Raw genomic sequence first — 20,133 nt, forward strand, 5'->3', positions numbered from 1 at the left:
GCATCCTGTCACCCTTCGGGGAGCTGTTTGCATTGCTATAGTCAAAAGCAAACAGTTGGAGGTTGGGCCATGTTCATCCGCGTGTCGCCTGCGTCTCCCCGTCACCCCGATCACGCCGCGCCTGGCAGGCTCCGTCGCCTCATCCTGACGGCCGCTCCGCCGCTGCTCCTCCTGGTCGTCCTCATGGCCTTCACCGCCTCGTACGGCGGGCACCTTCCCGACCGTGTCCAGGTCGGCGACTGGGGCATCGACACCAAGGGCGCGGCCACCTGGCAAGGCTGGGTCTCGCAGCCCCTCTTCGGGGTGATGATGTGGTCGGAAGCACTGCTGGTGATCTCGTTCCTGCGCTACTGGCGCCTGCCCCAGGTTCAGCGGGGCCTGGTGGCGGGCAGCTTCTTCATCAGCCTGTCCAGTACGGTCTCCGGCGCGTTGTGGCTGGTGGAGCTGGCCGGCGCGCCGGGCGCGGTGGCCCGTCCCGCCTGGCACCTCGCGGTGGAGATCGTCGCCGCCGCGGCGGCGACAGCGCTGGGCTGGGTGGCGGCGGGTCCGCTGCCGTCGGCGCCCGTGGCCACCGCCGCGCCACCGCCGCACGCGCCCACCATGGCGCTCGGCCCGTGGCAGCGCGCCATGTTCGTGACCTCCGCCTGGTCGGCACGCGGGCTGCTGGTCGCCGTGGTGATGGCCGGCCTCACCGCCTGGGCCGTGCTCCACGGCCTCGGCGGATGGCAGGGGGTGGCCTTGCTGGCGCTGTTGACGATCTTCGAGGCGGCGCAGGCGCGCACCCGCCTGCAGATCGACAGCTCGGGGGTCACGGTGCGGATCCCCTGGATGCCCGCCCTGCGCAGGACGCTGCCGTATCCGCGCATACGGTTCGCCGAGGCCAGAAGGCAAGCTCCTGCCGGGCGGTACAGGCTCGACGACAGCGAGGCGGGCTGGGGCATCGTCGCGGGGAAGGGACCGGTCCTCGCCCTGTCCCTCACTGACGACCGGTGGTTCGTCTACTCCATGCGCGAAGCTGAAACGGCCGCCGCGCTGGTCAACGGATGGCTGAGCAGGCAACGGCAGGAGACGGCATAGTGCTGATCACAGTCGATCCCGCATCGGCCCAGCCTCTCGCCGACCAGGTGGCAGGCTCGGTACGCGCCGCGCTGGCCCAGGGCATGGCCGCACCGGGAGACCGGCTGCCCTCAGCGCGCAACGTGGCCGCCACCCTCGGCATCAACCTGCACACCGTCCTGCGCGGCTACCAGCAGCTGCGCGACGAGGGGCTGGTGGAGCTCCGCCGCGGCCGGACGGCCGTCATCACCGCGACAGCCGACCAGTTCCGCCTCCGGCTCGCTGCGGCGGCCGAGGAGTTCGCCAGGAGCGCGCTGCGCGCCGGAGCCTCCGATGAGGAGGCACTCGCCGCAGCTCGAGAGGCCCTGCTCACCCTGCGGGACTGACCGGGGAGCGGGCCGCGTTCGCCTGGAGGGCGGGGTCAGCGACCTTCCCAGGGGGCGGTGAGCTCGGCGGCCACCCTGGCGGCGGTCTCACGCAGCCACGTGTGCGCCGCGTCGTGGGTGTGGACGGGGTGCCCCCACAGGGCCTCCTGTAGCGGCACCGCCTCGAACGGGCACGGCAGCGCCCGGACCGGCGCGAGATCGCGCAACAGCTCGGCCAGCCTGCGCTGGATCAGCGCCACCCGCCGGACGCCGGCCACCAGGGTGGGCAGCAGCTGGAAGCGGCCCCGCACCCGCCCGTAGGAGGGGCCTCCCGGCCCGGCGCGGGCCGGGAGGCGGCGCCCGCTAGAGCGGGCGCGAGCAGGCGACGCCGCCGCCCGCGTGGTTGATCAGATCCTGGTAGACGACGCTCTTGACGATCGGAGTGTCGCTCGTGACCGTCTGAATGACCTTGCCGTCCCGCTTCAGCTCGAAGACGGGGGTCGTCCCTGGCACCATCGGCGCCTTGAAGGACACCATGCCGGGCCCGGTCACCTCCTTGGTCTGCACGTCGTCGCCCTGCTTGATGGTCAGGGTGCCCGCTTCCTTGACGAAGGCGAGCAGTTCGACGTTGTTGGTGGCCGCGTCACCGTATGGGATGGCGATCGGGCCGATGGTCTGCTTCGACGCGTCGAACGGCGCGTCGGTGCGGTGGCTGCGGTGGAAGTAGTACAGCGCGTCCCGCTTGACGCTGGGCTCCTTGCCGGTCTTGAACCAGGTCGTGTAGTAGGCGACCACGTCGGCCGGCGCGTATCCGCGCTCGACTGACGGGGCCAGCCACGACTCGGCGTAGTCGTTCCAGGTCAGCAGGTTGACGATGTCGGCGTCACCCTCCATGGCCTTGACGAAGGACTGCCGCAGCGTGCCGCTGTTGGACGGCTCCCAGTAGCGCTTGTCACGCGGTCGCACGTCCTCCAGGGCCGCAGGGGCCATGTAGAACTTGCCGCGCTTGGCCGCCTCGATGCCCGACTTGCGGTATCCGTCCGTCGAGCTCTGCCAACGGACGCCCCAGGATGAGTAGCCCGCCACGGAGTTGTTCCACTCGGTCTTGCCCGAGCCGCTCCAGTCCAGGAAGATCGGCACCAGCACCGTCTTCATGCCCTGGGCGGCCAGCTTCTCGCGCAGGTCGTCCCACCAGGCCGGGGGCTGGCGCTCGGGGTAGAACGGCGCGAGCGGGATCGTCCCGTCGGGCAGCGTGTAGAGCGACGGGTGCCCCTTGGCCATCAGGATGTCGGAGATCACCTTGTCGTGCGCCGCGCCCTTCGCGGTCGGGAAGTCCGGGCTGAGCATGATCCGGAAGCCGGGGTCCACCGCCTTGGCCGCCGCCAGCAACTTGGGGAACTGGTTGAAGCGCTGGTCACTGGCCGAGGTGTGGTGCTCGTAGATGAAGCCGTCCAGCCCCATCGCGATGGCCTGGCGCACCTCGACCTCGAAGTCCGCCTGCCGCCAGTCGCCCGTGCGCACCGGGCGGGTCAGCGGCCGGTCCCGCGAGTGGCCACCCTGTGCGGCGTACATGCCGTTGGAGCCCGCGGGGTCGAGCCATGAGGCGTACTGGTCCTTCGCCGGGTCCTTGTTGTCGATGGACAGCGGGTAGGGCGGGAAGTAGAAGGCGAAGACCTTCTTGTCGTACGAGCGCAGCGTCGACGCAGCCGGCTTGTCGAACGGCAGGCAGGGCACGCTGCCCGTCGCCGTCGGGCTGGCGGTCGGGCTCGCGGTCGGGGACGCCGTCGGGGTGACCGTCGGAGTGGCCGTCGCAGTGGGGGACGCGGTGGGGGACGCGGTGGGGGACGCGGTGGGGGTGGCCGTCGCGGTGGGGCTCGCGGTCGGGGTGGGCGTGGCGAGGGTGTAGGTCACCTTGAGAGTCGGGCCCTTGCCCGTGGTGCGCGAGGAGTACAGCACCGCCACCGGGCCCTTGGACGCGGTGAGGCCGAAGGAGTAGGTGCCGTTGCCGGTGTACGCCCTGGAGACGTCCAGGCCGGCCACCGCGTTCGAGGTGAAGCCGGTGTGGGTCGCCAGCGCCGTGCCGAATGTCGGCCGGGAGTTCCACGAGGTGGCGCTCTGCGACCAGCTGCCGGTGACCTTGTGGGCGCTGACCGTGGTGTCGGTCGTCCGGGTGGAGCGCACCTGGAGCGTCAGCTTGACGTCCTGGGCGCCGGCCGGGATGCCGGAGACCTTGAACCCCATCAGGGCTCTGCGCTCGGCGTTCGTGGCGTCGTTGCACGTCTTGACACAGACCGACATCCACTCGGCGGCGCTGTAAACGATTTCTGGAGCCGCCTGACTGATGAACACGTCGTTGGTCGAGGGGACCACGACGCTCACCGGCGCCGTCTTGGCCGACGCGTGCGTCACACCTGTGGTGAACACGCAGGCCAAGGCGACGAGAGCGGCGGGCACCGCCCGTCGATGGGTTAACAAAGGTCCTCCAGTCGGGGGTTCCCTGATGCGAACGATGATCACCTTAGCCGTGGCATATGGGGCCAAGGGGACAATCTCGGCTCCATATTTCATGTCAATACACAGTGGGATATGGGCGCTGATTCGGTTGGAACGGGCCACAATTCGGGATGCGATCGACTCGTCACGTGACGAGACCACACTGAGCCTCCATCAGCGAACCGCGGGCCGGTGACCGCACAGCCGAGATCGCGATTCTGTCGGTCACCGCTGTTATGACTTACGCCATAACCCGGTATTTCACACGGAAGCAGGGTGTTCGATGGCGTTGGTGACGTTTCGCGATGAGACGGCGACAGGACGGGCGTTGGAGGAGTTCTCCCTGCCAGACCTGCCCGAGCGGATCTCGGCCCGGGAGCTGGTACGGCTGCGCGTGCGCGAGGAGGTGGCCCGATACAACGCCGCCCCCTCCCACCATTTTCGCGGCCTGGTCAAGCCCAGCGACGCCGAGGCCGAGCTGAACGGCTACCGCATGCGCACCGCGCGCAAGCTGGACTGGGAGAAGCAGGCCGACGCCGCCGAGACCGCGTTCGCCCGCAACGGCTTCCTGCTACTGATCGGCGACCGCCAGATCGAGGACCTGAACACCCAGATCGATCTGACCGTTGACCAGGTGGTGTCCTTCGTCAAGCTCGTTCCCCTGGTCGGAGGCTGACATGGGCGTTCTTGACGCGCTCCCCGCACAGTTCCGCACCTGGCTGGACGACCTCGATGCCGCAGCTCTCGACGTCTTCCAGCAACTCGACACGGTCTACAAGCCCTCCGGTTTCTCCTGGCCACCACCCACATTCGCCGACACTCCGATGGGGAAGCTGGCCCAGAACTGGAGCGATGCCCAGTGGCGGGCCATGGGACTCTGGCTGCAGATGCGTCTCCGCATGGTGTGGACCAAGGTGGACAGCTTCGCCGAATACTGCACGGTCCTGAACACCATGCCGGTGGCCATCGCCCGCCGCAAACTCGGGTGGACGAACCCGGAGCTGGACCTGCTGTGGCGCACCGCGCTCAACCCGCCCGCCCGAGCCGAGTATTTCGAGGATCTGTACCGGCTTCCGGTGGCCGCTGCCAAACGGCTGTCCGTGATCGAGCGTGAGCCGCTGCTGGAGCATATGCGCCAGGTTCATCGTGATCTCGATGGCAATGAGTACGCGGCTAGATGGACAGTCAAGCGGGTGCTGGACGGACTATTGGCCGAGCATCTTGCTGAGGACGCCACGAGCGCGGTCCGTTCGCTCGTTCCCGGTCATGATGATTTCGCTCTGGCCATCCAGGCGGAGTACGGCGAGCGCCTCGGCGGCCCCTCGGTGCTTCCGATCCTGCGGCACTGGATCGAGGCCACCTCCGCCAAGCCCACCGCGAAGTGGTTGAAGCAGGCGGCCACTTTGTTGAGCCCCGAGGTCGTGGCGCTGGCCCGGGAGGTGCTCGGCAGGCTTCCCGCCTACCGCGAGAAGGTCGAACGGCGTCGTCGCAATGACTATGAGTGGACCGTCGTCACCTATCTGCACGAACGGACCGCCGTACTGCTGCGCGGCATGGTGTGGACCTGTGAACTGATCGACGAGCCGTGGGTGACCGCGCTGCTGGGCGACGTCGCGATGACCACGGGGACCGGGATCGGCGGCTCTGGCGCCAACGCCCGCAGCGAACTGCTGGCCAACGCGGCGATCGGGGTGCTGGCCCGGCGTGGTGGACTGGAGGTGGTGGCGCAGCTGGCCCGGGTGCAGGCCAAGGTGCGCAAGAAGACCATCCTGGCCGGGGTGAGCCGCACTCTTGACGCGGTAGCCGTACAGACCGGGCTGTCGCCCGAGCAGCTGCTGGAACGCACCGTCCCCACCTTCGGCCTGAGCCCCGACGGCACCCGCACCGAGCACGGCCTGCGGTTGAGCATCGACGGCGCGATCACTTTCGTCGACCCATCCGGCAAGATTCGCAAGACCGTCCCCAAGGCCGTCCGCGAAGAACACGCCGAGCTGCTGGCCGAGCTCAAGGCCACCGCCAAGGAACTCAAGAAGGCCCTGCCCGCCGAACGCTTCCGCGTCGAGCGCGCCCAGGCCTCCGAGCGGATCTGGCGCTGGCGGGACGTGTGCGAGTTCTACCTCGATCATCCGGTCACCGGCTCCTTCGGCCGGACGCTGATGTGGGAGATCCTCCAGGGTCCGGCCGGACTCCCCGTCCTGGTGGACGGCGCCTGGGAACTGACCGACCCGGCCGGGCGCCGCATCCACCCTCGCCCCGACACTCCGGTCCACCTGTGGCATCCCATCTCCCACACCGCCGACGAGGTACGCGCCTGGCGCGATCACCTCATCTCGAACGGCCCACGCCAGCCGTTCAAGCAGGCCTTCCGCGAGGTCTACCTGCTCACTCCGGCCGAGGAGGAGACTCGCGACCACTCGCGCCGCTTCGCCGGACATCTTCTGCGATACGGCCAGGCCAAGGCGCTGCTGACCGGACGTGGCTGGACCGGCATGTCGCTGGGCCACTGGGGCTGGGAGTACGGCTCCGACCAGGCGGAAGCCACCAAGGAGTTCGCCGGCCTGACCGCGCACTGGGCCTTCAGTCTGGACTGGGAGTCCGGTGACCGGGACAACTTCGGCACCGTCTCCATCTGCGTCAGCGGTGACCTTCACTTCACCTCTGCCGACGGCCACCGGGTCCCGCTGGCCGAAGTACCGCCACTGACCCTGTCGGAGGCCCTGCGCGACGCCGACCTGGCCGTCGGGGTCACCTCCAGCGGCCTGGACCCCTCGGGCAGCGGCGAATATTGGCAGTCCTACGGATTCGGCGACCTCACCGAAACCGCCCGCATCCGCCGTGACGCCCTCACCCGGTTGCTCCCTCGTCTGGGCATCGCCGACCGCTGCGAGCTGCTTGACCGGTTCCTGCGCGTCCGCGGCGACCTGCGCACCTACAAGATCCACCTCGGCTCGGGCAACATCCTCATGGAACCCAACGACGCCTACCTGTGCATCGTCCCCCGCGGCTCCGGCGACCAGGTCTTCCTCCCCTTCGAAGAAGACGGCGGCATGCTGTCGATCATCATCTCCAAGGCCTTCCTGCTGGCCGCCGACACGGCGATCATCGACCCGTCCATCACCCGCCAGATCCACCCGTGACAGGAAATATCGGCATGCACCTCTCCCCCCTCGCGGCACGCCTGCTCAAGCTGCTCGACGGTTCCGCACCCGACGCCACCCACTGGCCGGTCACCTCCCAGCTGACCACCGCGATGGCCGGCAGGCCCGGTGACAGCGCGGTCGTCGACCAGACCTGGCGGAACATGGTCGCCCCAGCGCGCGAGCTCGCCGACTACCTGCTGCGGGACAACCGTCTGTCCTACGCCGTGCTGGTGGCCGCAGGGCTGGCGGGCATGGATCCGGAGGTGAGACCGCGGTTCGCCGAAGCGCTCGGCCCCATCGCGATGGCGGAGGTGGACCTGCTGCTCGGCTGGGACGTGGAGTTGCGCGCCCTGTTCGCCGAGGCGGCCCGGGCACCGGTCCTCGACGAACCGCGGCCGACCGGCTTGGCCGAATGGCTCGACGGCCTGCCCGGCTACCCCGCCTTCGGCCGCGACGCCCTGGAGCAGGCCGAGGCCCGCGTCGCGGCGGTCCAGACCGGCGAGATCCCCTACCAGGCGGACAAGGCGTTCGACAGTTGGGAGACGAGAACTCTCGGGCGTGCCGTACGGCTCGCGCTCTACCGCGACGAGCCCTGGCTGCCCGCCCTGCTGGACCGGCTGCTGCACGGCGTCGCGGTCGCGCCCACCAAGGCCAAGACCCTGCCCTCCCAGGCCCTGCTGTTCGAGATCGCCCGCGCGGTGGAGGACCACCCGACCCCTGAGGCGATCTCCTCATTGCGCGCCGCCCGCCAGACCACCCGGCATGCCGGGGTGCCCAAGCAGCTCGACCGCATGTTCAAGCGCATCGAGCCCGCGCTGGCCGAGCGGCTGGAGGTGGCGTTCCGGCTACCCGACGGGCGGGTACGGCAGGCGTTCGGCGAGCACGCGGCGGTGATCTCGATCGACGGCGAGGCCGAGCTGTCATGGTGGCACGGTGACAAGAAGCTCAAATCTGTCCCTGCGGCCGTCAAGCGGGAGCATCCCGAGGAGGTGAAGCGGCTGCGCGAGCAGGTCAAACTGGTGCAACAGCAGCAGACGACCCTGGCCAGGGCGCTGGAGGCGAGCTACACCGCCGAGGAGGCTCCGCCGTACCGGCAGCTGGAGGGTCATCCGATCACCGAGCGGCTGATCTGGGAGTTCGAGGTCTCCCCCGGCGTGTGGCGCAGCGAGCTGGGGCTGAACGTGCCGGACGTGCCGGTGCGGCCGTGGCATCCGGCCCGCGCGTCGGTGGAGGAGGTTCGGGCCTGGCGCGAGGTCGTGCAGGACAAGGAGCTGCGCCAGCCGTACAAGCAGGCTTTCCGCGAGGTCTACCTGCTCACGCCCGCGGAGGAGGAGACGCGCGACCATTCGCGCCGGTTCGCCGGGCATGTGGTGGACTACCGCAGGCTCCGCGCGCTGTTCAAGGCACGGGGCTGGAAATCGAACTACCTGGGGCCGTGGGACGGCGGCTTCGACGGCGGCGACGGGCGGCGGCTGCTGGCCGGCGGGCAGTGGCGGGCGACGCTGGACCACGATCTCTACGACGAGGGTTACGCGCTGACCGGGCAGGTCCTCTTCCACCGGCTGGTCGAGGGCAGGTGGCACCTGGCCCCGCTGGCCGAGGTCCCCGCGCTGGTGTTCAGCGAGGCGATGCGGGATGTGGACCTGTTCGTAGGGGTCTGTTCGATCACGGCAGATCCCCAGTGGGCCGACAGCGGGCCGGACCGGCTGCAGGACTACTGGCGGACCGGCTCGTTCGCGGCGCTGCCGCCCTCCGCCGAGGTGCGCCGGGACGTGCTGTCCCGGTTGATCGGGCGTACGGCCATCGCCGACCGGTGTGCCTTGACCGAGCGCTTCCTGGTGGTCAGGGGCGACCTGCGCACCTACAAGATCCATCTGGGGTCGGCCAACATCCTGATGGAGCCCAACGACGCCTACCTGTGCATCGTCTCCGCCCGCGACCCCCACGCCGGACTGTTTCTCCCGTTCGAGGAGGACGGCCGGTTGGCGCTCATCCTCAGCAAGGCTTTCCTGCTGGCGAACGACACCGCCATCACCGACCCCTCGATCACCCGTCAGATCCGAGCCTGAGCCACGTACGGGAGGCTGTGCAGTTCACCTCTCTGAAACCACCGGGCGCGTGGCCGCAAGCGCCCGGCGCAGATCATGCCAGGTGGAACGACAGCAGCCGCACCGCTTGACCTGCCCGCGCCGCGGCCAGCAGCTTGTGGTGCCCGTCGAGCAGGAAATGGAACAACCCCCAGTGCTCACGGTCGGAGAAATAGGGGCCGCTGATGTCCAGCACACCGAGCGCGACCGCAGTGCCGTTTTCGCCGGTGTCCGCGTAGCGGGCCAGGGCGGACTGCTCCATCGCGTCCGGGGGCCGCATCGGAACGGCGAACTGGAACAGGCGATGCCGTTCACGACAAGGACCGGCCTGACCTCCAGCAGCATCACGAGGTAGTCGTCCTGCGGCAGACGCGTACCGAAAGCTTTCCTGCGCGAATCCGATGACCGCATCAGGGGTTCCCAAGGTCATTCGCGGCATGTCAGTCCTCATCGGTGGCGGCGAGCACGGAGACCCGCAGGCGATCACCATGGAGAACGGCGACGCCGACGTCCCAGGCGACCTGGCAGAACCAGTTGGTCGAGGCGTCGAACAGGGCCCACGAGCGGTCGGCGACCTCTTCGATGCGCACACCGCCCATAGGCCGCCGTTCGCTAGGAAATGCACCCTATTGGCAGGCTCAGGTCTGTGACGAGTCCGGGCACAGCATGTGTCGGCCGTCTCTCGATGCGCGGGCCGGTCCCGCCCGTACGCCGCCGCAAGCCGACCGGCGCTGGAGCCGGCCGACGGGCGGCCCTGTCTCGGCGGTGAGCAAAGCCTCTCCCGGTGTTCGCGGGGGGCCGCGGCAGGGAATCCCGCAGGAGGTCCAGCCGGCGACGAGAAGAGGCATGGTCATGGCGGAGAAGTTGTACGCGTCCTGGGCGTCGGGATACACGGCATTCCCCGAGACCGCCAATCTGCGGACGTTCCGCCAGGGCTTCGGGGTGACCTTCACGATCCCGCCAGGCCGGAGCGAATGGATCCATCTGCCGATCCCCACGCCGGTGATCGTGGAGAACGACCGCGCCACCCTGGAGAAGCTGATGGTCCTGTTCCACGCGCGTCAGAACAGCGCGATCGCGGAACTGCACGTCTTCGATGGGCCCCGCCGCATCAACACCTTCAAGGAGATGCGCAAGCAAGGCGATCATTCGCAGGGAGTGGACAGCGTGAACTCCTTCACCGTCCGCCAGGCCAACATCGCTTTCGGCATCGGCGCCACACTGCTCGTCGTCAACCTTTCGGCCTCCAGCGACAGCGAGTTCTTCATCAGCGGCTTCGGTGGAGACTTCTTCCACAACGTCTGAACCTGCGCGACACGGCCGATCACGCCGTACGCGCCGCGCAGGTGCGGCGTTGACGGCGTGCACCTGCACGAGACAGCCGAACCGCGCCGGCTTCGGCACTGCTTCGCCGGCGTCACCCTGGCAGGCGGTGCCACCATCGACGTCCCGGTCCGCGCCCGGATCTTCACCTGCTGCAGAAGAACCAGCGCGACCTCGGCGTCGCCTGCCTGTTCATCTCCCACGACCTCGGCGTCGTCCACCACCTGCGCGACCCGGTGACGGTGATGTGCCTCGGCGAGGTCGCCGGGATCGGCCCGAAGAACGGCATCTACGCCAAGCCCGCCAGCCCTTCACCTCGGCGCTGCTGTCGGCCGCGTCCGGCGTCGACGATCGGCGGGAGGCCGACCGCCAGGGGATCGTCCTGTCGGGAGATGTTCTCTCCCCGTTGGCGCCGCCGACAGGCTGCCGTTCCCGCACTCGGGGCCGGCTGGCCCAGGATCTGTGCTGCGAAGAGGAACCCGCACTGATCGAAAGAGGCGCCGGTCACCCGATCGCCTGCCACTTCGCCGCTTCCTAAGGAGATCTCCGTGACCAAGACGGTCATGTCCGTGCTGGCCGCCGCAGCGCTGGCCGTACCACTCGCCGTGTCCGCCCCCGCGTCGGCCGCGACGAACACCGCCTGCGCCGACGCGCCTCCCGTCCAGGTCGCCACGGGCGCCGTGTTCAACAACCCCGTCGCGGATGAGGGCGCCGCCCTCGTCCAGCGGCTCTGCTCCATGGTCAAGCAGGCCCCGGCGGGCGCCAGGATCAGGGTGGCGCACTTCGTCATGTCGGGTACGGCGGGCGAGGGCTTCGCGACCGAGCTGATCAAGGCTCGCGACCGCGGCGTGGACGTGCAGGTGGTCGTGGACGGCGACGCCCGCGGCGGCAAGGTCGCCGCCCAACTCGCCGCGGCGCTCGGCACCGACATCACGGCGAACTCCTGGCTGCATGTCTGCACGGGGCCGATGTCGGGCGGCACCGCCGCGTGCATCGGCAACAAGGGCCAGCACAACAAGTTCTACCTGTTCTCCCGCACCGGCCACGCCTCCGACGTGGTCGTGCAGTCCTCGGCCAACCTCACCGACCTGAACTCCACGACGTACTGGAACAACGCTGTCATCTTCGCCGGCGACAGGAAGCTGTCGCGCGCGTACAACAGCTACTTCGAGGACCTCGCGGCGGAGCGCAAGAACCTGGACTACAACCGCACCGTGCACGCCGGCCGCGTGGTGGCCACCTTCTTCCCACAGGCCGAAGGCGACCTCATTGTCGACAGCCTGCGCAGGGTGTCGTGCAGGCGCGGCGAGAAGATCCGCGTGGGCATGTCCGAGTGGGACACCTTCCGCATCGCGATCGCCGACCGGCTGCGCGAGCTGGCCAGGCGCGGGTGCGACGTGCAGATCGTCGCCGGGATCCTGAGCCCGGAGGTCAGTCAGAGCCTCCTCGCCGAGCCGGGCATCGACCTGCGGCTGCTCGCCGACGGCAGCGCGCTGCCCGGGCGCATCCACTCCAAGTACCTGCTGGTGGACGGCAAGGTGTACACGGGCAGCCACAACTTCAACGAGACGTCGCTGCGCCGCAACGACGAGACCCTGCTGCGTGTGGACGACCGACACATCTACGGCCAGTACGTCGCCAACTTCGAAACCCTCCGCGCCGCCGCCCTCCCCGTCAAGGCCTGACCTCCTTCCCCGGCCCGCCTGCTCTGTCGGCTCACGGTCTGGGTGGTCGGCTGGCTCATGTTGCTGGGCCGTAGCCATCAGCGGTGTCGGCGTCGCGCTGCTCAGAGGGAGCCTTCGGATCCAGTAGGACTGGCTTGCCGGTTCATGACCGTTTGGGGCCAGGAGTTTGGCAAGGGGTTCACGGACCCGAAACAACCCCTTCGTAGCCTCGTGAGATGGCAAAACGGACATGGACCGCTTGGCCGCGTGTACTTGCCGCCCTCACCGTGGCCGCCTACGGAACCGGCCTGAGCGTGACTGCGATGTTGCCCCGCGATGACATGTCTCGGAGCCTGCCGATCGCCGCGTCGATCTCCGGCTCGGGTTCAAGCGCGCAGAAGGGCGCGATGGACGCCTGGCGTGCCGAGTTCCACCAGATTCACCCAGAACTGCGGGTGGACTACCGGGCCAACGGGTCGGAGGCCGGCATTCGCGACTTCATCGCGGGCGCCACCGCGTTCGCCGGCTCCGACGTCGCGATGCGACCCGGCGAACAGGCGCTGGCCGACAGGCGCTGCCGCGGCCGCGTGGCGCACCTGCCCATGGTGGTCGGCCCGATCGCGTTGGCCTACAACCTGCCGTCCGTGCCGGATCTGAAGCTGTCGCCCACCACTGTGACCGGCATCTTCAGCGGGCGGATCACCAGATGGGATGCCCAGGAGATCGCCGCCGACAACCGCGGCAGGCGTCTGCCGCACACCCCTATCCGGCTCTTTCATCGCTCCGACGACTCGGGTACGACCCATAACCTCACTGCCTATCTCAAGGCGGCGGGCCGCTGGCCGTACGAGCCGGCCAGGAAGTGGACCGGCTCCGGGCAAGGCGTTGCGGGCTCCACGGGGATCACCGAGGCCGTCCAGGACACCACGGGTTCCATCGGGTACGTGGAGTACGGATTCGCCAGCAACGCCCGCCTGCGCACCGCCAAGGTGCGCAACGCCTCCGGCCATTTCGTCGCGCTCTCGCCCCAGAGTGCCACCCAGGCCCTGAGGGGCGCCCGCGTCGTGGGCGAGAATGATGGTCCGGTGGTGAAGCTCGACTACCTGACCGAAGCCAAGGGCGCCTACCCCATCATCCTGGTCACCTACGCGATCACCTGCTCGAACAACTCCGACCCGCTGGTGCGGACCTTCCTGCGCTACACCGCGAGCGACGCCGGCCAGTCCTACCTCTCCCTGCACGGCTACGCGCCCCTCCCGGACGACCTCCTCACCAAGGTGCGCGCCCGGCTCGACGCCACGCGCTGAAACTCGGGCATCGAGCCGGCCGACTCCATGTCACGCGCGTCGCGGGCTGACGGGCGGCGCTTTCCCCGCGGTGGTTCTTGCTCACACCCGCAACCCAACCGGGGAGGCATCAGCGTGCCTCCCCGGTTCAGGCCTCAGCTACACGTCCCCGCGTACGCCCTTGGCGAGCTCGGCCGTGAGCGTCCGGACCGCCACGAGCCCGGCCGCCTCGTCGGGTGCGTCGAGCAGCGCCTTGACGAAGGCGGAGCCGACGATCACACCGTCCGCGAACCCCGCGACCTCGGCGGCCTGCTCCCCGTTGGAGACGCCGATGCCGACGCAGACCGGGAGGTCGGTGGCCTCCCTGGTGCGCCGCACCAGGGCGCCCGCGGCCTGTCCGACGGAGGCGCGCGTGCCGGTGACCCCCATCAGCGAGGCGGCGTACACGAATCCCGAACCGGCCGCGGTGATCTCCTTCAGCCTCTCGTCCTTGCTGCTCGGCGCGACGACGAAGACGGTGGCCAGGCCCTGCTTCTCGGCGTGCTCGCGCCAGGTCGCCGATTCCTGGACGGGCAGGTCGGGCAGGATGCAGCCCGCGCCGCCTGCCTCGGCGAGCTCGGTGGCGAAGCGTTCGACGCCGTAGCGGTCGACCGGGTTCCAGTACGTCATCACCAGGATGGGCTTGCCCGTGGCGGCGTGTGCCTCGCGGACGGTGCGCATCACGTCGGCGATCTTGAGCCCGCCGCGCAGGGCGATGTCGTCGGCCGTCTGGATGACCGGTCCGTCGAACACCGGGTCGCTGTGCGGCAGCCCTACCTCGACGACGTCCGCGCCGGATTCGAGGACCGCCTTGACCGCCTCGATGCCACCCTCGACGGTCGGGAATCCGGCCGGGACGTAGGCGATGAGCGCGGAGCGGCCCTCGGCCTTGGCCCGGGCGAGAGTGTCGTTCAACAGCTGGATGTTGCCACTCACTTCGACTCCCCCTCGGCGGCGTCGTACAGCTCGAAGTAGCGGGCGGCCGTGTCCATGTCCTTGTCGCCGCGGCCGGACAGGTTGACGATGATCAGCCCGTCCTTACCGAGCTCCCTGCCGACTTCCAGGGCACCGGCGAGCGCATGCGCGCTCTCGATCGCCGGAATGATGCCCTCGGTCCGCGAGAGCAGCCGAAACGCCTGCATCGCCGCGTCGTCGGTGACCGGACGGTACTCCGCGCGGCCGATGTCCTTCAGATACGCATGCTCGGGCCCGATGCCCGGATAGTCCAGACCGGCCGAGATCGAGTAGGGCTCGGTGATCTGACCCTCCTCGTCCTGTAGGACATACGACCGCGAACCGTGCAGAATGCCCGGCTCGCCCGCGGAAAGCGAGGCCGCGTGCTCACCGCTCTCCACGCCGTGCCCGGCGGCCTCGCAGCCGATGAGACGTACGCCGCTGTCGGGAAGGAAGCCGTGGAAGAGACCGAGCGCGTTCGAGCCACCGCCGACGCAGGCGATGGCCGCGTCCGGCAGTCGCCCGGCCCGCTCCAGGATCTGGCGGCGGGCCTCCACGCCGATGACGCGGTGAAAGTCGCGCACCATGGCCGGGAAGGGATGCGGTCCCGCGGCCGTGCCGAAGACGTAGTGCGTCCGGTCGACGTTCGCGACCCAGTCCCTGAACGCCTCGTTGATGGCGTCCTTGAGCGTGCGGGAGCCGGACTTGACCGGGATGACCTCGGCACCGAGCATCCGCATCCGGGCGACGTTGAGCGCCTGCCGCTCGGTGTCGATCTCGCCCATGTAGACGGTGCATTCGAGACCGAACAGCGCACAGGCCGTCGCGGTGGCGACACCGTGCTGGCCGGCGCCGGTCTCCGCGATGACCCGGGGCTTGCCCATCCGCTTGGTGAGCAGGGCCTGCCCGAGCACGTTGTTGATCTTGTGTGAGCCGGTGTGGTTCAGGTCCTCCCGCTTGAGGAAGATCCGCCCGCCGCCGGCGTGCTCGGCGAACCGCGGCACCTCGGTGAGCGCGCTCGGGCGCCCGGAGTAGTTGACGAGCTGATCCTCGAACTCCGCGACGAAGGCGGGATCGGCCTTGGCCTTCTCGTACTCGACGGCGACCTCGTCCACGGCGGCGACCAGGGCCTCCGGGATGAACTTGCCGCCGAACGCACCGAAGTACCCTTCGGCACTGGGGACTTGACCCTCCGGGTCCGGGATGAAGAATTCGCTGAACATGCGACATGCTCCTATGCCGGGGCAACACGCCCCGGATGCCTGGCTGTGATGGTCACGGGACACGTATCCGCGCGGCGGGGTGGAGAGGCCTTTCCCCTTGCCCCTGCCCGAAAGGCGTGAGCCCCCAGCAGCCCGGCCTGCGGGCACGCTTGGGGATCTGGGGGACAGCGCCCCCGGTTTCGGGTGAAGAGTCAGGGCCGGGGGAGAAGAGATCCCCTCAGACGCCCCGCGCCATGCGCGGCGCGCAAAGCCATCGCATCCCGTTGACCTGACCAGGATCGGAGCCGATCACGTACCGCACCCGGCGGCCGTGCACACGCCGCGCAGGCGCCCGGCAGCCGCGCGGGCGGCAACCAGGGGCAAGGCGGACGGCAAGCGGCATGGCTGAAGCCTAGTACTTCCGGGGGCGTGGGCACCATCATGCCCCGAGGAGGAGTCCCTCAGCGTCCCGGCCACCGAGATCGAGCCGACCCACCGAACCGATGTGGATCTCGCCGCGGTGGGCGGGGAGGACGGCCAGCGGGTCGGCGGGCAGCCCCAGGGGCGTGGTCACACCTTCAGTCCCTCGCGATCTTGTCAGTCGGTGCCGTCGTGGTGAACCATGGGTCCGGCAGCGCCCAGTACGGCTTTCGACGCATCACTGAGCCACGGCTTGGTACTGCGGCCAGTAGCGAGATTCTCGTACAGAGCCAAGCTCGAGATGACGTACCGATGGCTGTTCTGGGTCCATCCCCAGATGTACGCCGAGGACCAGCTACCGCGGCCGTTGGCGCACAGCTGGGATCCTGGCCCTTTCATGGGACACATGAAGCCCCAGTCCCTCGAACCTGCCTGGAGTCTGTCGAACGCGGTTTCGGCCGTGTCCGCGTCCTTGAAGGGAATGACCCGCACGACCACCATGATGCGATTCTTCTTCGTCGAGTTCGCGCTGGCGTAGATGCCCGAGATCATCTCGCGGCAGCGCGCCTTGCGCAGGACTTGCCGGACATGGCCTTCCTGGAACCAGGCGGGGCAGTCATCTGACCTGGTTCCCTTGAGGGTGTAGCGCACGCCCTTGCGGGTGGTGAAGGAGCCGGCGAGCAGCGCGTCAGGCGTGATCGGGGTCTGATCGGTGTCCTCGTCGTCGAGGACGGCCGGGTCGAACGGCTCCTCGGACGGGGAAGGGTCGGGCTCGGCGGTCGGAGAGTACGTATCAGAGGGTGTCGTGGGGGTGTCGAACGGCGAGACGGTGGGCGCGGCCGTCTGGTCCGAGGCGGCGAGGCTCTGGCTGACACCCGTCCTGACCAGGCGCTTGACACCGACGATCCCTCCGGCCACCAAGGCGGCGACCAAGACGCTTGCGACCCCGCCGATCACCCAGCCCACTCGGGAACGCGGCGCCCGAGCCCCGTTCCTGAGCTCCTCGATCAGCGCGAACAGGACGAGGAAATTCGGGATGTCGCGGACGTGAGTGGTCGTCAGCGTCTGCCACTGCTCCCCCACCTCGGCCACGGCGGCGCCGTTCTCGACCCTGACCTCGCTGATTCTGGGCCACGGCACCGCGCCGGTCGGGGTGAGCAACGCCTGCTGGGTGACGGTGATCTCACCGAAGGCGACGGGACGGCCCGCCTGCAGAGCCGCCCGCGCCTGCGGCAGATGCGCCCGCAGGACAGCCCCATGAATGGCGGGTCCCCACTCCTCCGCCCTGTCGAATCCATCGATCACCACCGCCGGCGCGACGCCGTCATTCAGCGAGTACACGCTCCTGAACGGGTCGATGACATCCTTCAGCACCGTCACCGAGCCCCAGGGGAAGCCCTGAACCCTGCCATCGGCTAACCGGACGACCACCCCATGCTCGAAAAGATGCAGCTCCCGGTCCCACGGAGTCACTCCGTCCGCAGGCCCGTAGACCGCTTCAGGCCTGCCGGCTCCGATGCGGGCGGCGATGTCCCTGATCTGATCATTCATGCCCCCATGTTCTAACATCTCTGGTGAATGCAGGCTTCAAAGCGGGACCTGTCCCATGGCCCATCCTGCGCGGGCGCGGCGGCTGTCCGCCATAGATCCGGGCCGCCGCAACCGCTGACCACCATCCGGAGCCGTCGCGTCATGTCGAGCGCAGGCGCGCGGCCGAGACCGGCGCGGGCAGCTCCTCGCAGAGCACGATCGGCATGAGGTCGAGCAGGCTCGAGCTGGACCAGGTCCGTCCGGAGTGGGCGCCGCGGGCGACGAACCGCTCTCCGTCCCACAGCTCGGCGAGAAGGGTGCTGCGCATTCGATCGGCGGCGGCGGACCAGTCGGCCGCCGCGCCGGGATCGCCGAGGTCGGTCGCCAAGCGCGCGAGTTCGCGCATCTGCAGCACGAGGAAGGCGGCAAGGTCGGCGTTCTCGACGACGCGTTCGCGGTCGAAGGTGGTGGCGTTGTCCCAGCCGCTGTCGTTGCCGTGCTGGTAGTGCCGCGGCTCACGGCCCCGGGCGCGCCGGGAGTCCAGCAGAAACGCGCCCAGCGTTCCAGCAGCCGGCAGGTTTCGGCCGGCAAGGCCGCCGCCCTGTGAAAGCCACGTACGAGGCCGAGGACGCCGCCCACAGCGGCACCGGTTACAGCCGCTACGGCCCCGAAGGCCCGATCCGGCAGACCGAAATGGGATCACATCGGGATCGCCCCTGATGGCTCGAATACCAGGATCAGGCCGAGAGCTTCCTGGACGGCGTGAGCGTCGGCTGGGCGCTCAGCGGGACCAGGGACAGCGCGGGGGCGAGGATGGCCTGGAGCGCGAGCCTGCGTGACCGCTCACAGCCCCGATGGGAAAGGCGCATGGCCGTACCCCTGTCCCGTGTGGCGACAGGGGTTCCCTCCCAGACAGCTATCGACTATCGTCGATTATCGATGAACGAAGATGTGAAGCCGCTGGATCGGGCCGAGGCCGAGGAGTACGCGAGCTGGTTCAAGGCGCTGGCCGACGCCACACGCATCCAGATCGTGTCGCTGCTGGCGCGCCGCCGCGAGCCGATGACCGTGGGCGAGATCGTGAGCGTCTCCGGCGTCGGCCAGTCGACCGTGTCGCACCACCTGAAGATCCTGGCCGAGGTGCGTTTCGTGCTGGTCGAGCGGCAGGGAACCTCCAGCCTGTACCGGATCAACGAGGCCTGCGTGAGCTGCTTCCCCACCGCCGCCGACGTGGTGATGGGCAAGCCCGTACCGGCCTCACCCGTTTGCGACTGAACAGGAGATCGCGATGGCACATGACGAGGTCGTGGAGCGCTACTCGGGCCTGGCACGTGCCGCCCTCACCGGCAAGGTCGTCGTCGACTGCGAAGCGGAAGAATTCGACCAAGGCTGCTTCGGGACGGCCGGATACGACGACACCACCGGCGTTCCCGAGGGGGCGTTGCGGGCCGGTCTGGGATGTGGCGACCCGGTGGCCGTCGCCGAGTTGCACGAAGGGGAGATCGTGCTCGACCTCGGCTCGGGCGGCGGCATCGACGTGCTGCTGTCCGCGCGCAGAGTCGGCCCGTACGGCAAGGCCTACGGCCTGGACGCCAGCCCCGACATGCTGGAACTCGCCCGCGCCAACGCCGCCCGGGCGGGCGCGACCAACGTGGAGTTCCTGCACGGCACGATCGAGGCCGTCCCGCTGCCCGGCCACTGCGTGGACGCCGTCATCTCCAACTGCGTGATCAACCTGTCCGACGACAAGCCCGCCGTCCTGGCCGAAGCCTTCCGGGTTCTACGGCCCGGCGGGCGGTTCGGGGTGAGCGACGTGGTCACCGACGGGCCCGTGGATCCGATACGGCGGGCCGCCGCCGAGCAACGGGTAGGTTGCGTGGCCGGATCCCTGACAGTCGAGGAGTACCGCGCCCTGCTCCGCCAGGCGGGCTTCGTCGGCATCGTCATCACTTTCACCGCCGACCACGGTGACGGGGTCCGCTCGGCCATCGTCCAGGCGCACAAGCCCGCGATCGGGCCTGGCCTGGAGATCAGGCCGATGCGAGAGGCCGACGCTAGCCAGGTGCTGTCGATCTATCAGGCGGGCCTCGATACTGGCCAGGCCAGCTTCGAGACCGTCGCGCCGAGCTGGGAGGGCTTCACCGCCGGCAGGGTGCCACACCTGCGATACGTCGCCGTCGACACCGAGACGGACGAGGTGGTCGGCTGGGTCGCCGCGTCAGCCGTCTCGGCCAGGCCGGTCTACGCGGGCGTGATCGAGCACAGCGTCTACGTCCATCCCGGCTGCCAGGCCCACGGCATCGGCCGCGCCCTGCTCATCGCGTTCATCGCCGCCAGCGAGGACGCCGGGATCTGGACCATTCAGTCCGGCATCTTCCCTGAGAACACCGCCAGCCTGACGCTGCACCAGGCGCTGGGCTTCCGCGTCGTGGGCATGCGCGAGCGGGTTGGACGCCACTACGGAGCCTGGCGCGACGTCCTGCTGATGGAACGGCGCAGCACGGTGGTCGGCGCCTGACGCCCTGGAGGTCGCGCCCGAGGCGGCACCCCACTGCCAATGGGGCGCCGCACGCC

At 69.2% G+C, this 20,133-nt stretch carries 22 protein-coding genes; 11 read left to right on the plus strand and 11 right to left on the minus strand.

The annotated features are described in order from the left end of the window. Positions 1-69 precede the first annotated feature (69 nt). The gene (locus ABFX55_RS21740) at positions 70-1,077 is read left to right on the plus strand and encodes a hypothetical protein (RefSeq protein WP_346123702.1); all 1,008 of its coding nucleotides are present in this window, start codon (positions 70-72) and stop codon (positions 1,075-1,077) included. Continuing rightward, positions 1,077-1,442, plus strand: a complete 366-nt coding sequence (locus ABFX55_RS21745) for a GntR family transcriptional regulator (RefSeq protein ID WP_346123704.1) — start codon at positions 1,077-1,079, stop codon at positions 1,440-1,442. Before ABFX55_RS21740 ends, ABFX55_RS21745 begins: the two co-directional genes overlap by 1 nt. A gap of 35 nt (positions 1,443-1,477) precedes the next feature. Here the strand turns inward: ABFX55_RS21745 and ABFX55_RS21750 are convergent, their stop codons facing one another. Both ABFX55_RS21750 and ABFX55_RS21755 read right to left on the minus strand, forming a co-directional pair. Continuing rightward, positions 1,478-1,732 carry a type 2 periplasmic-binding domain-containing protein gene (locus tag ABFX55_RS21750; protein ID WP_346123706.1) on the minus strand — a complete coding sequence of 85 codons (255 nt, stop codon included), beginning with the start codon at positions 1,730-1,732 and terminating at the stop codon, positions 1,478-1,480. Between the two features lie 52 nt (positions 1,733-1,784). Then, a complete protein-coding gene (locus tag ABFX55_RS21755) occupies positions 1,785-3,845 on the minus strand; it encodes an endo-1,3-alpha-glucanase family glycosylhydrolase (protein WP_346123708.1) in 2,061 nt (686 codons plus the stop codon). 352 nt (positions 3,846-4,197) lie between these two features. Between ABFX55_RS21755 and ABFX55_RS21760 the strand changes: the two genes are divergently transcribed. Genes ABFX55_RS21760 through ABFX55_RS21770 form a run of 3 tightly spaced genes read left to right on the plus strand, consistent with a single transcriptional unit; the run spans position 4,198 to position 9,123 of the window. After that, complete coding sequence (locus ABFX55_RS21760; protein WP_346123709.1) at positions 4,198-4,590, plus strand: hypothetical protein; 393 nt, start codon at positions 4,198-4,200, stop codon at positions 4,588-4,590. 1 nt (position 4,591) lies between these two features. Continuing rightward, positions 4,592-7,051 (plus strand): DUF4132 domain-containing protein, encoded by a 2,460-nt coding sequence (locus ABFX55_RS21765; RefSeq protein ID WP_346123711.1) that lies wholly within the window; start codon positions 4,592-4,594, stop codon positions 7,049-7,051. 14 nt (positions 7,052-7,065) lie between these two features. Continuing rightward, entirely contained in the window at positions 7,066-9,123 is a 2,058-nt protein-coding gene (locus ABFX55_RS21770) for a DUF7737 domain-containing protein (RefSeq protein ID WP_346123713.1), read from the plus strand. Between the two features lie 73 nt (positions 9,124-9,196). On the opposite strand, the gene ABFX55_RS21775 is transcribed toward ABFX55_RS21770, so the two are convergent. Together ABFX55_RS21775 and ABFX55_RS21780 are read right to left on the minus strand one after the other, a co-directional pair. Continuing rightward, on the minus strand, positions 9,197-9,580 hold the full coding sequence (locus ABFX55_RS21775) for a hypothetical protein (protein ID WP_346123715.1): 384 nt from the start codon (positions 9,578-9,580) through the stop codon (positions 9,197-9,199). A gap of 1 nt (position 9,581) precedes the next feature. Next, positions 9,582-9,731: a DUF6183 family protein gene (locus ABFX55_RS21780; RefSeq protein WP_346123716.1), complete on the minus strand. Its 150-nt coding sequence runs from the start codon at positions 9,729-9,731 to the stop codon at positions 9,582-9,584. Positions 9,732-9,987: 256 nt separating this feature from the next. Between ABFX55_RS21780 and ABFX55_RS21785 the strand changes: the two genes are divergently transcribed. From ABFX55_RS21785 to pstS, 4 genes are all read left to right on the plus strand, one after another. Beyond that, positions 9,988-10,446 (plus strand): DUF6623 family protein, encoded by a 459-nt coding sequence (locus ABFX55_RS21785; RefSeq protein ID WP_346123718.1) that lies wholly within the window; start codon positions 9,988-9,990, stop codon positions 10,444-10,446. A 265-nt stretch (positions 10,447-10,711) separates the two neighbouring features. Continuing rightward, on the plus strand, positions 10,712-11,002 hold the full coding sequence (locus ABFX55_RS49880) for an oligopeptide/dipeptide ABC transporter ATP-binding protein (protein WP_379478973.1): 291 nt from the start codon (positions 10,712-10,714) through the stop codon (positions 11,000-11,002). A gap of 10 nt (positions 11,003-11,012) precedes the next feature. After that, positions 11,013-12,149 (plus strand): phospholipase D-like domain-containing protein, encoded by a 1,137-nt coding sequence (locus ABFX55_RS21790; protein WP_346123720.1) that lies wholly within the window; start codon positions 11,013-11,015, stop codon positions 12,147-12,149. 266 nt (positions 12,150-12,415) lie between these two features. Continuing rightward, on the plus strand, positions 12,416-13,435 hold the full coding sequence (pstS, locus tag ABFX55_RS21795) for a phosphate ABC transporter substrate-binding protein PstS (protein ID WP_346123721.1): 1,020 nt from the start codon (positions 12,416-12,418) through the stop codon (positions 13,433-13,435). Positions 13,436-13,573: 138 nt separating this feature from the next. Here the strand turns inward: pstS and trpA are convergent, their stop codons facing one another. From trpA to ABFX55_RS21825, 7 genes are all read right to left on the minus strand, one after another. Next, positions 13,574-14,389 carry a tryptophan synthase subunit alpha gene (gene trpA, locus ABFX55_RS21800; RefSeq protein ID WP_346123722.1) on the minus strand — a complete coding sequence of 272 codons (816 nt, stop codon included), beginning with the start codon at positions 14,387-14,389 and terminating at the stop codon, positions 13,574-13,576. Further along, complete coding sequence (trpB, locus tag ABFX55_RS21805) at positions 14,386-15,630, minus strand: tryptophan synthase subunit beta (RefSeq protein WP_346123724.1); 1,245 nt, start codon at positions 15,628-15,630, stop codon at positions 14,386-14,388. Before trpB ends, trpA begins: the two co-directional genes overlap by 4 nt. 217 nt (positions 15,631-15,847) lie before the next feature. Beyond that, the gene (trpM, locus tag ABFX55_RS49885; protein WP_379478975.1) at positions 15,848-16,012 is read right to left on the minus strand and encodes a tryptophan biosynthesis modulator TrpM; all 165 of its coding nucleotides are present in this window, start codon (positions 16,010-16,012) and stop codon (positions 15,848-15,850) included. Positions 16,013-16,048: 36 nt separating this feature from the next. After that, positions 16,049-16,183: a hypothetical protein gene (locus ABFX55_RS21810; RefSeq protein WP_346123726.1), complete on the minus strand. Its 135-nt coding sequence runs from the start codon at positions 16,181-16,183 to the stop codon at positions 16,049-16,051. A 23-nt stretch (positions 16,184-16,206) separates the two neighbouring features. Beyond that, positions 16,207-17,580, minus strand: coding sequence for a DUF6585 family protein (locus ABFX55_RS21815; RefSeq protein ID WP_346123727.1), 1,374 nt, complete (start codon positions 17,578-17,580; stop codon positions 16,207-16,209). Positions 17,581-17,719: 139 nt separating this feature from the next. Beyond that, positions 17,720-18,262: an MGH1-like glycoside hydrolase domain-containing protein gene (locus tag ABFX55_RS49890; protein ID WP_379478977.1), complete on the minus strand. Its 543-nt coding sequence runs from the start codon at positions 18,260-18,262 to the stop codon at positions 17,720-17,722. A gap of 34 nt (positions 18,263-18,296) precedes the next feature. Then, a complete protein-coding gene (locus ABFX55_RS21825; protein ID WP_346123731.1) occupies positions 18,297-18,428 on the minus strand; it encodes a hypothetical protein in 132 nt (43 codons plus the stop codon). Between the two features lie 70 nt (positions 18,429-18,498). Between ABFX55_RS21825 and ABFX55_RS21830 the strand changes: the two genes are divergently transcribed. Together ABFX55_RS21830 and ABFX55_RS21835 are read left to right on the plus strand one after the other, a co-directional pair. Beyond that, complete coding sequence (locus ABFX55_RS21830; protein WP_346123733.1) at positions 18,499-18,834, plus strand: ArsR/SmtB family transcription factor; 336 nt, start codon at positions 18,499-18,501, stop codon at positions 18,832-18,834. Between the two features lie 13 nt (positions 18,835-18,847). After that, positions 18,848-20,077 (plus strand): GNAT family N-acetyltransferase, encoded by a 1,230-nt coding sequence (locus ABFX55_RS21835; protein ID WP_346123735.1) that lies wholly within the window; start codon positions 18,848-18,850, stop codon positions 20,075-20,077. Positions 20,078-20,133: the final 56 nt, after the last annotated feature.

The organism is Nonomuraea roseola, from assembly GCF_039535395.1.
In the GTDB taxonomy this organism is placed as follows: Bacteria; Actinomycetota; Actinomycetes; order Streptosporangiales; family Streptosporangiaceae; genus Nonomuraea; species Nonomuraea roseola.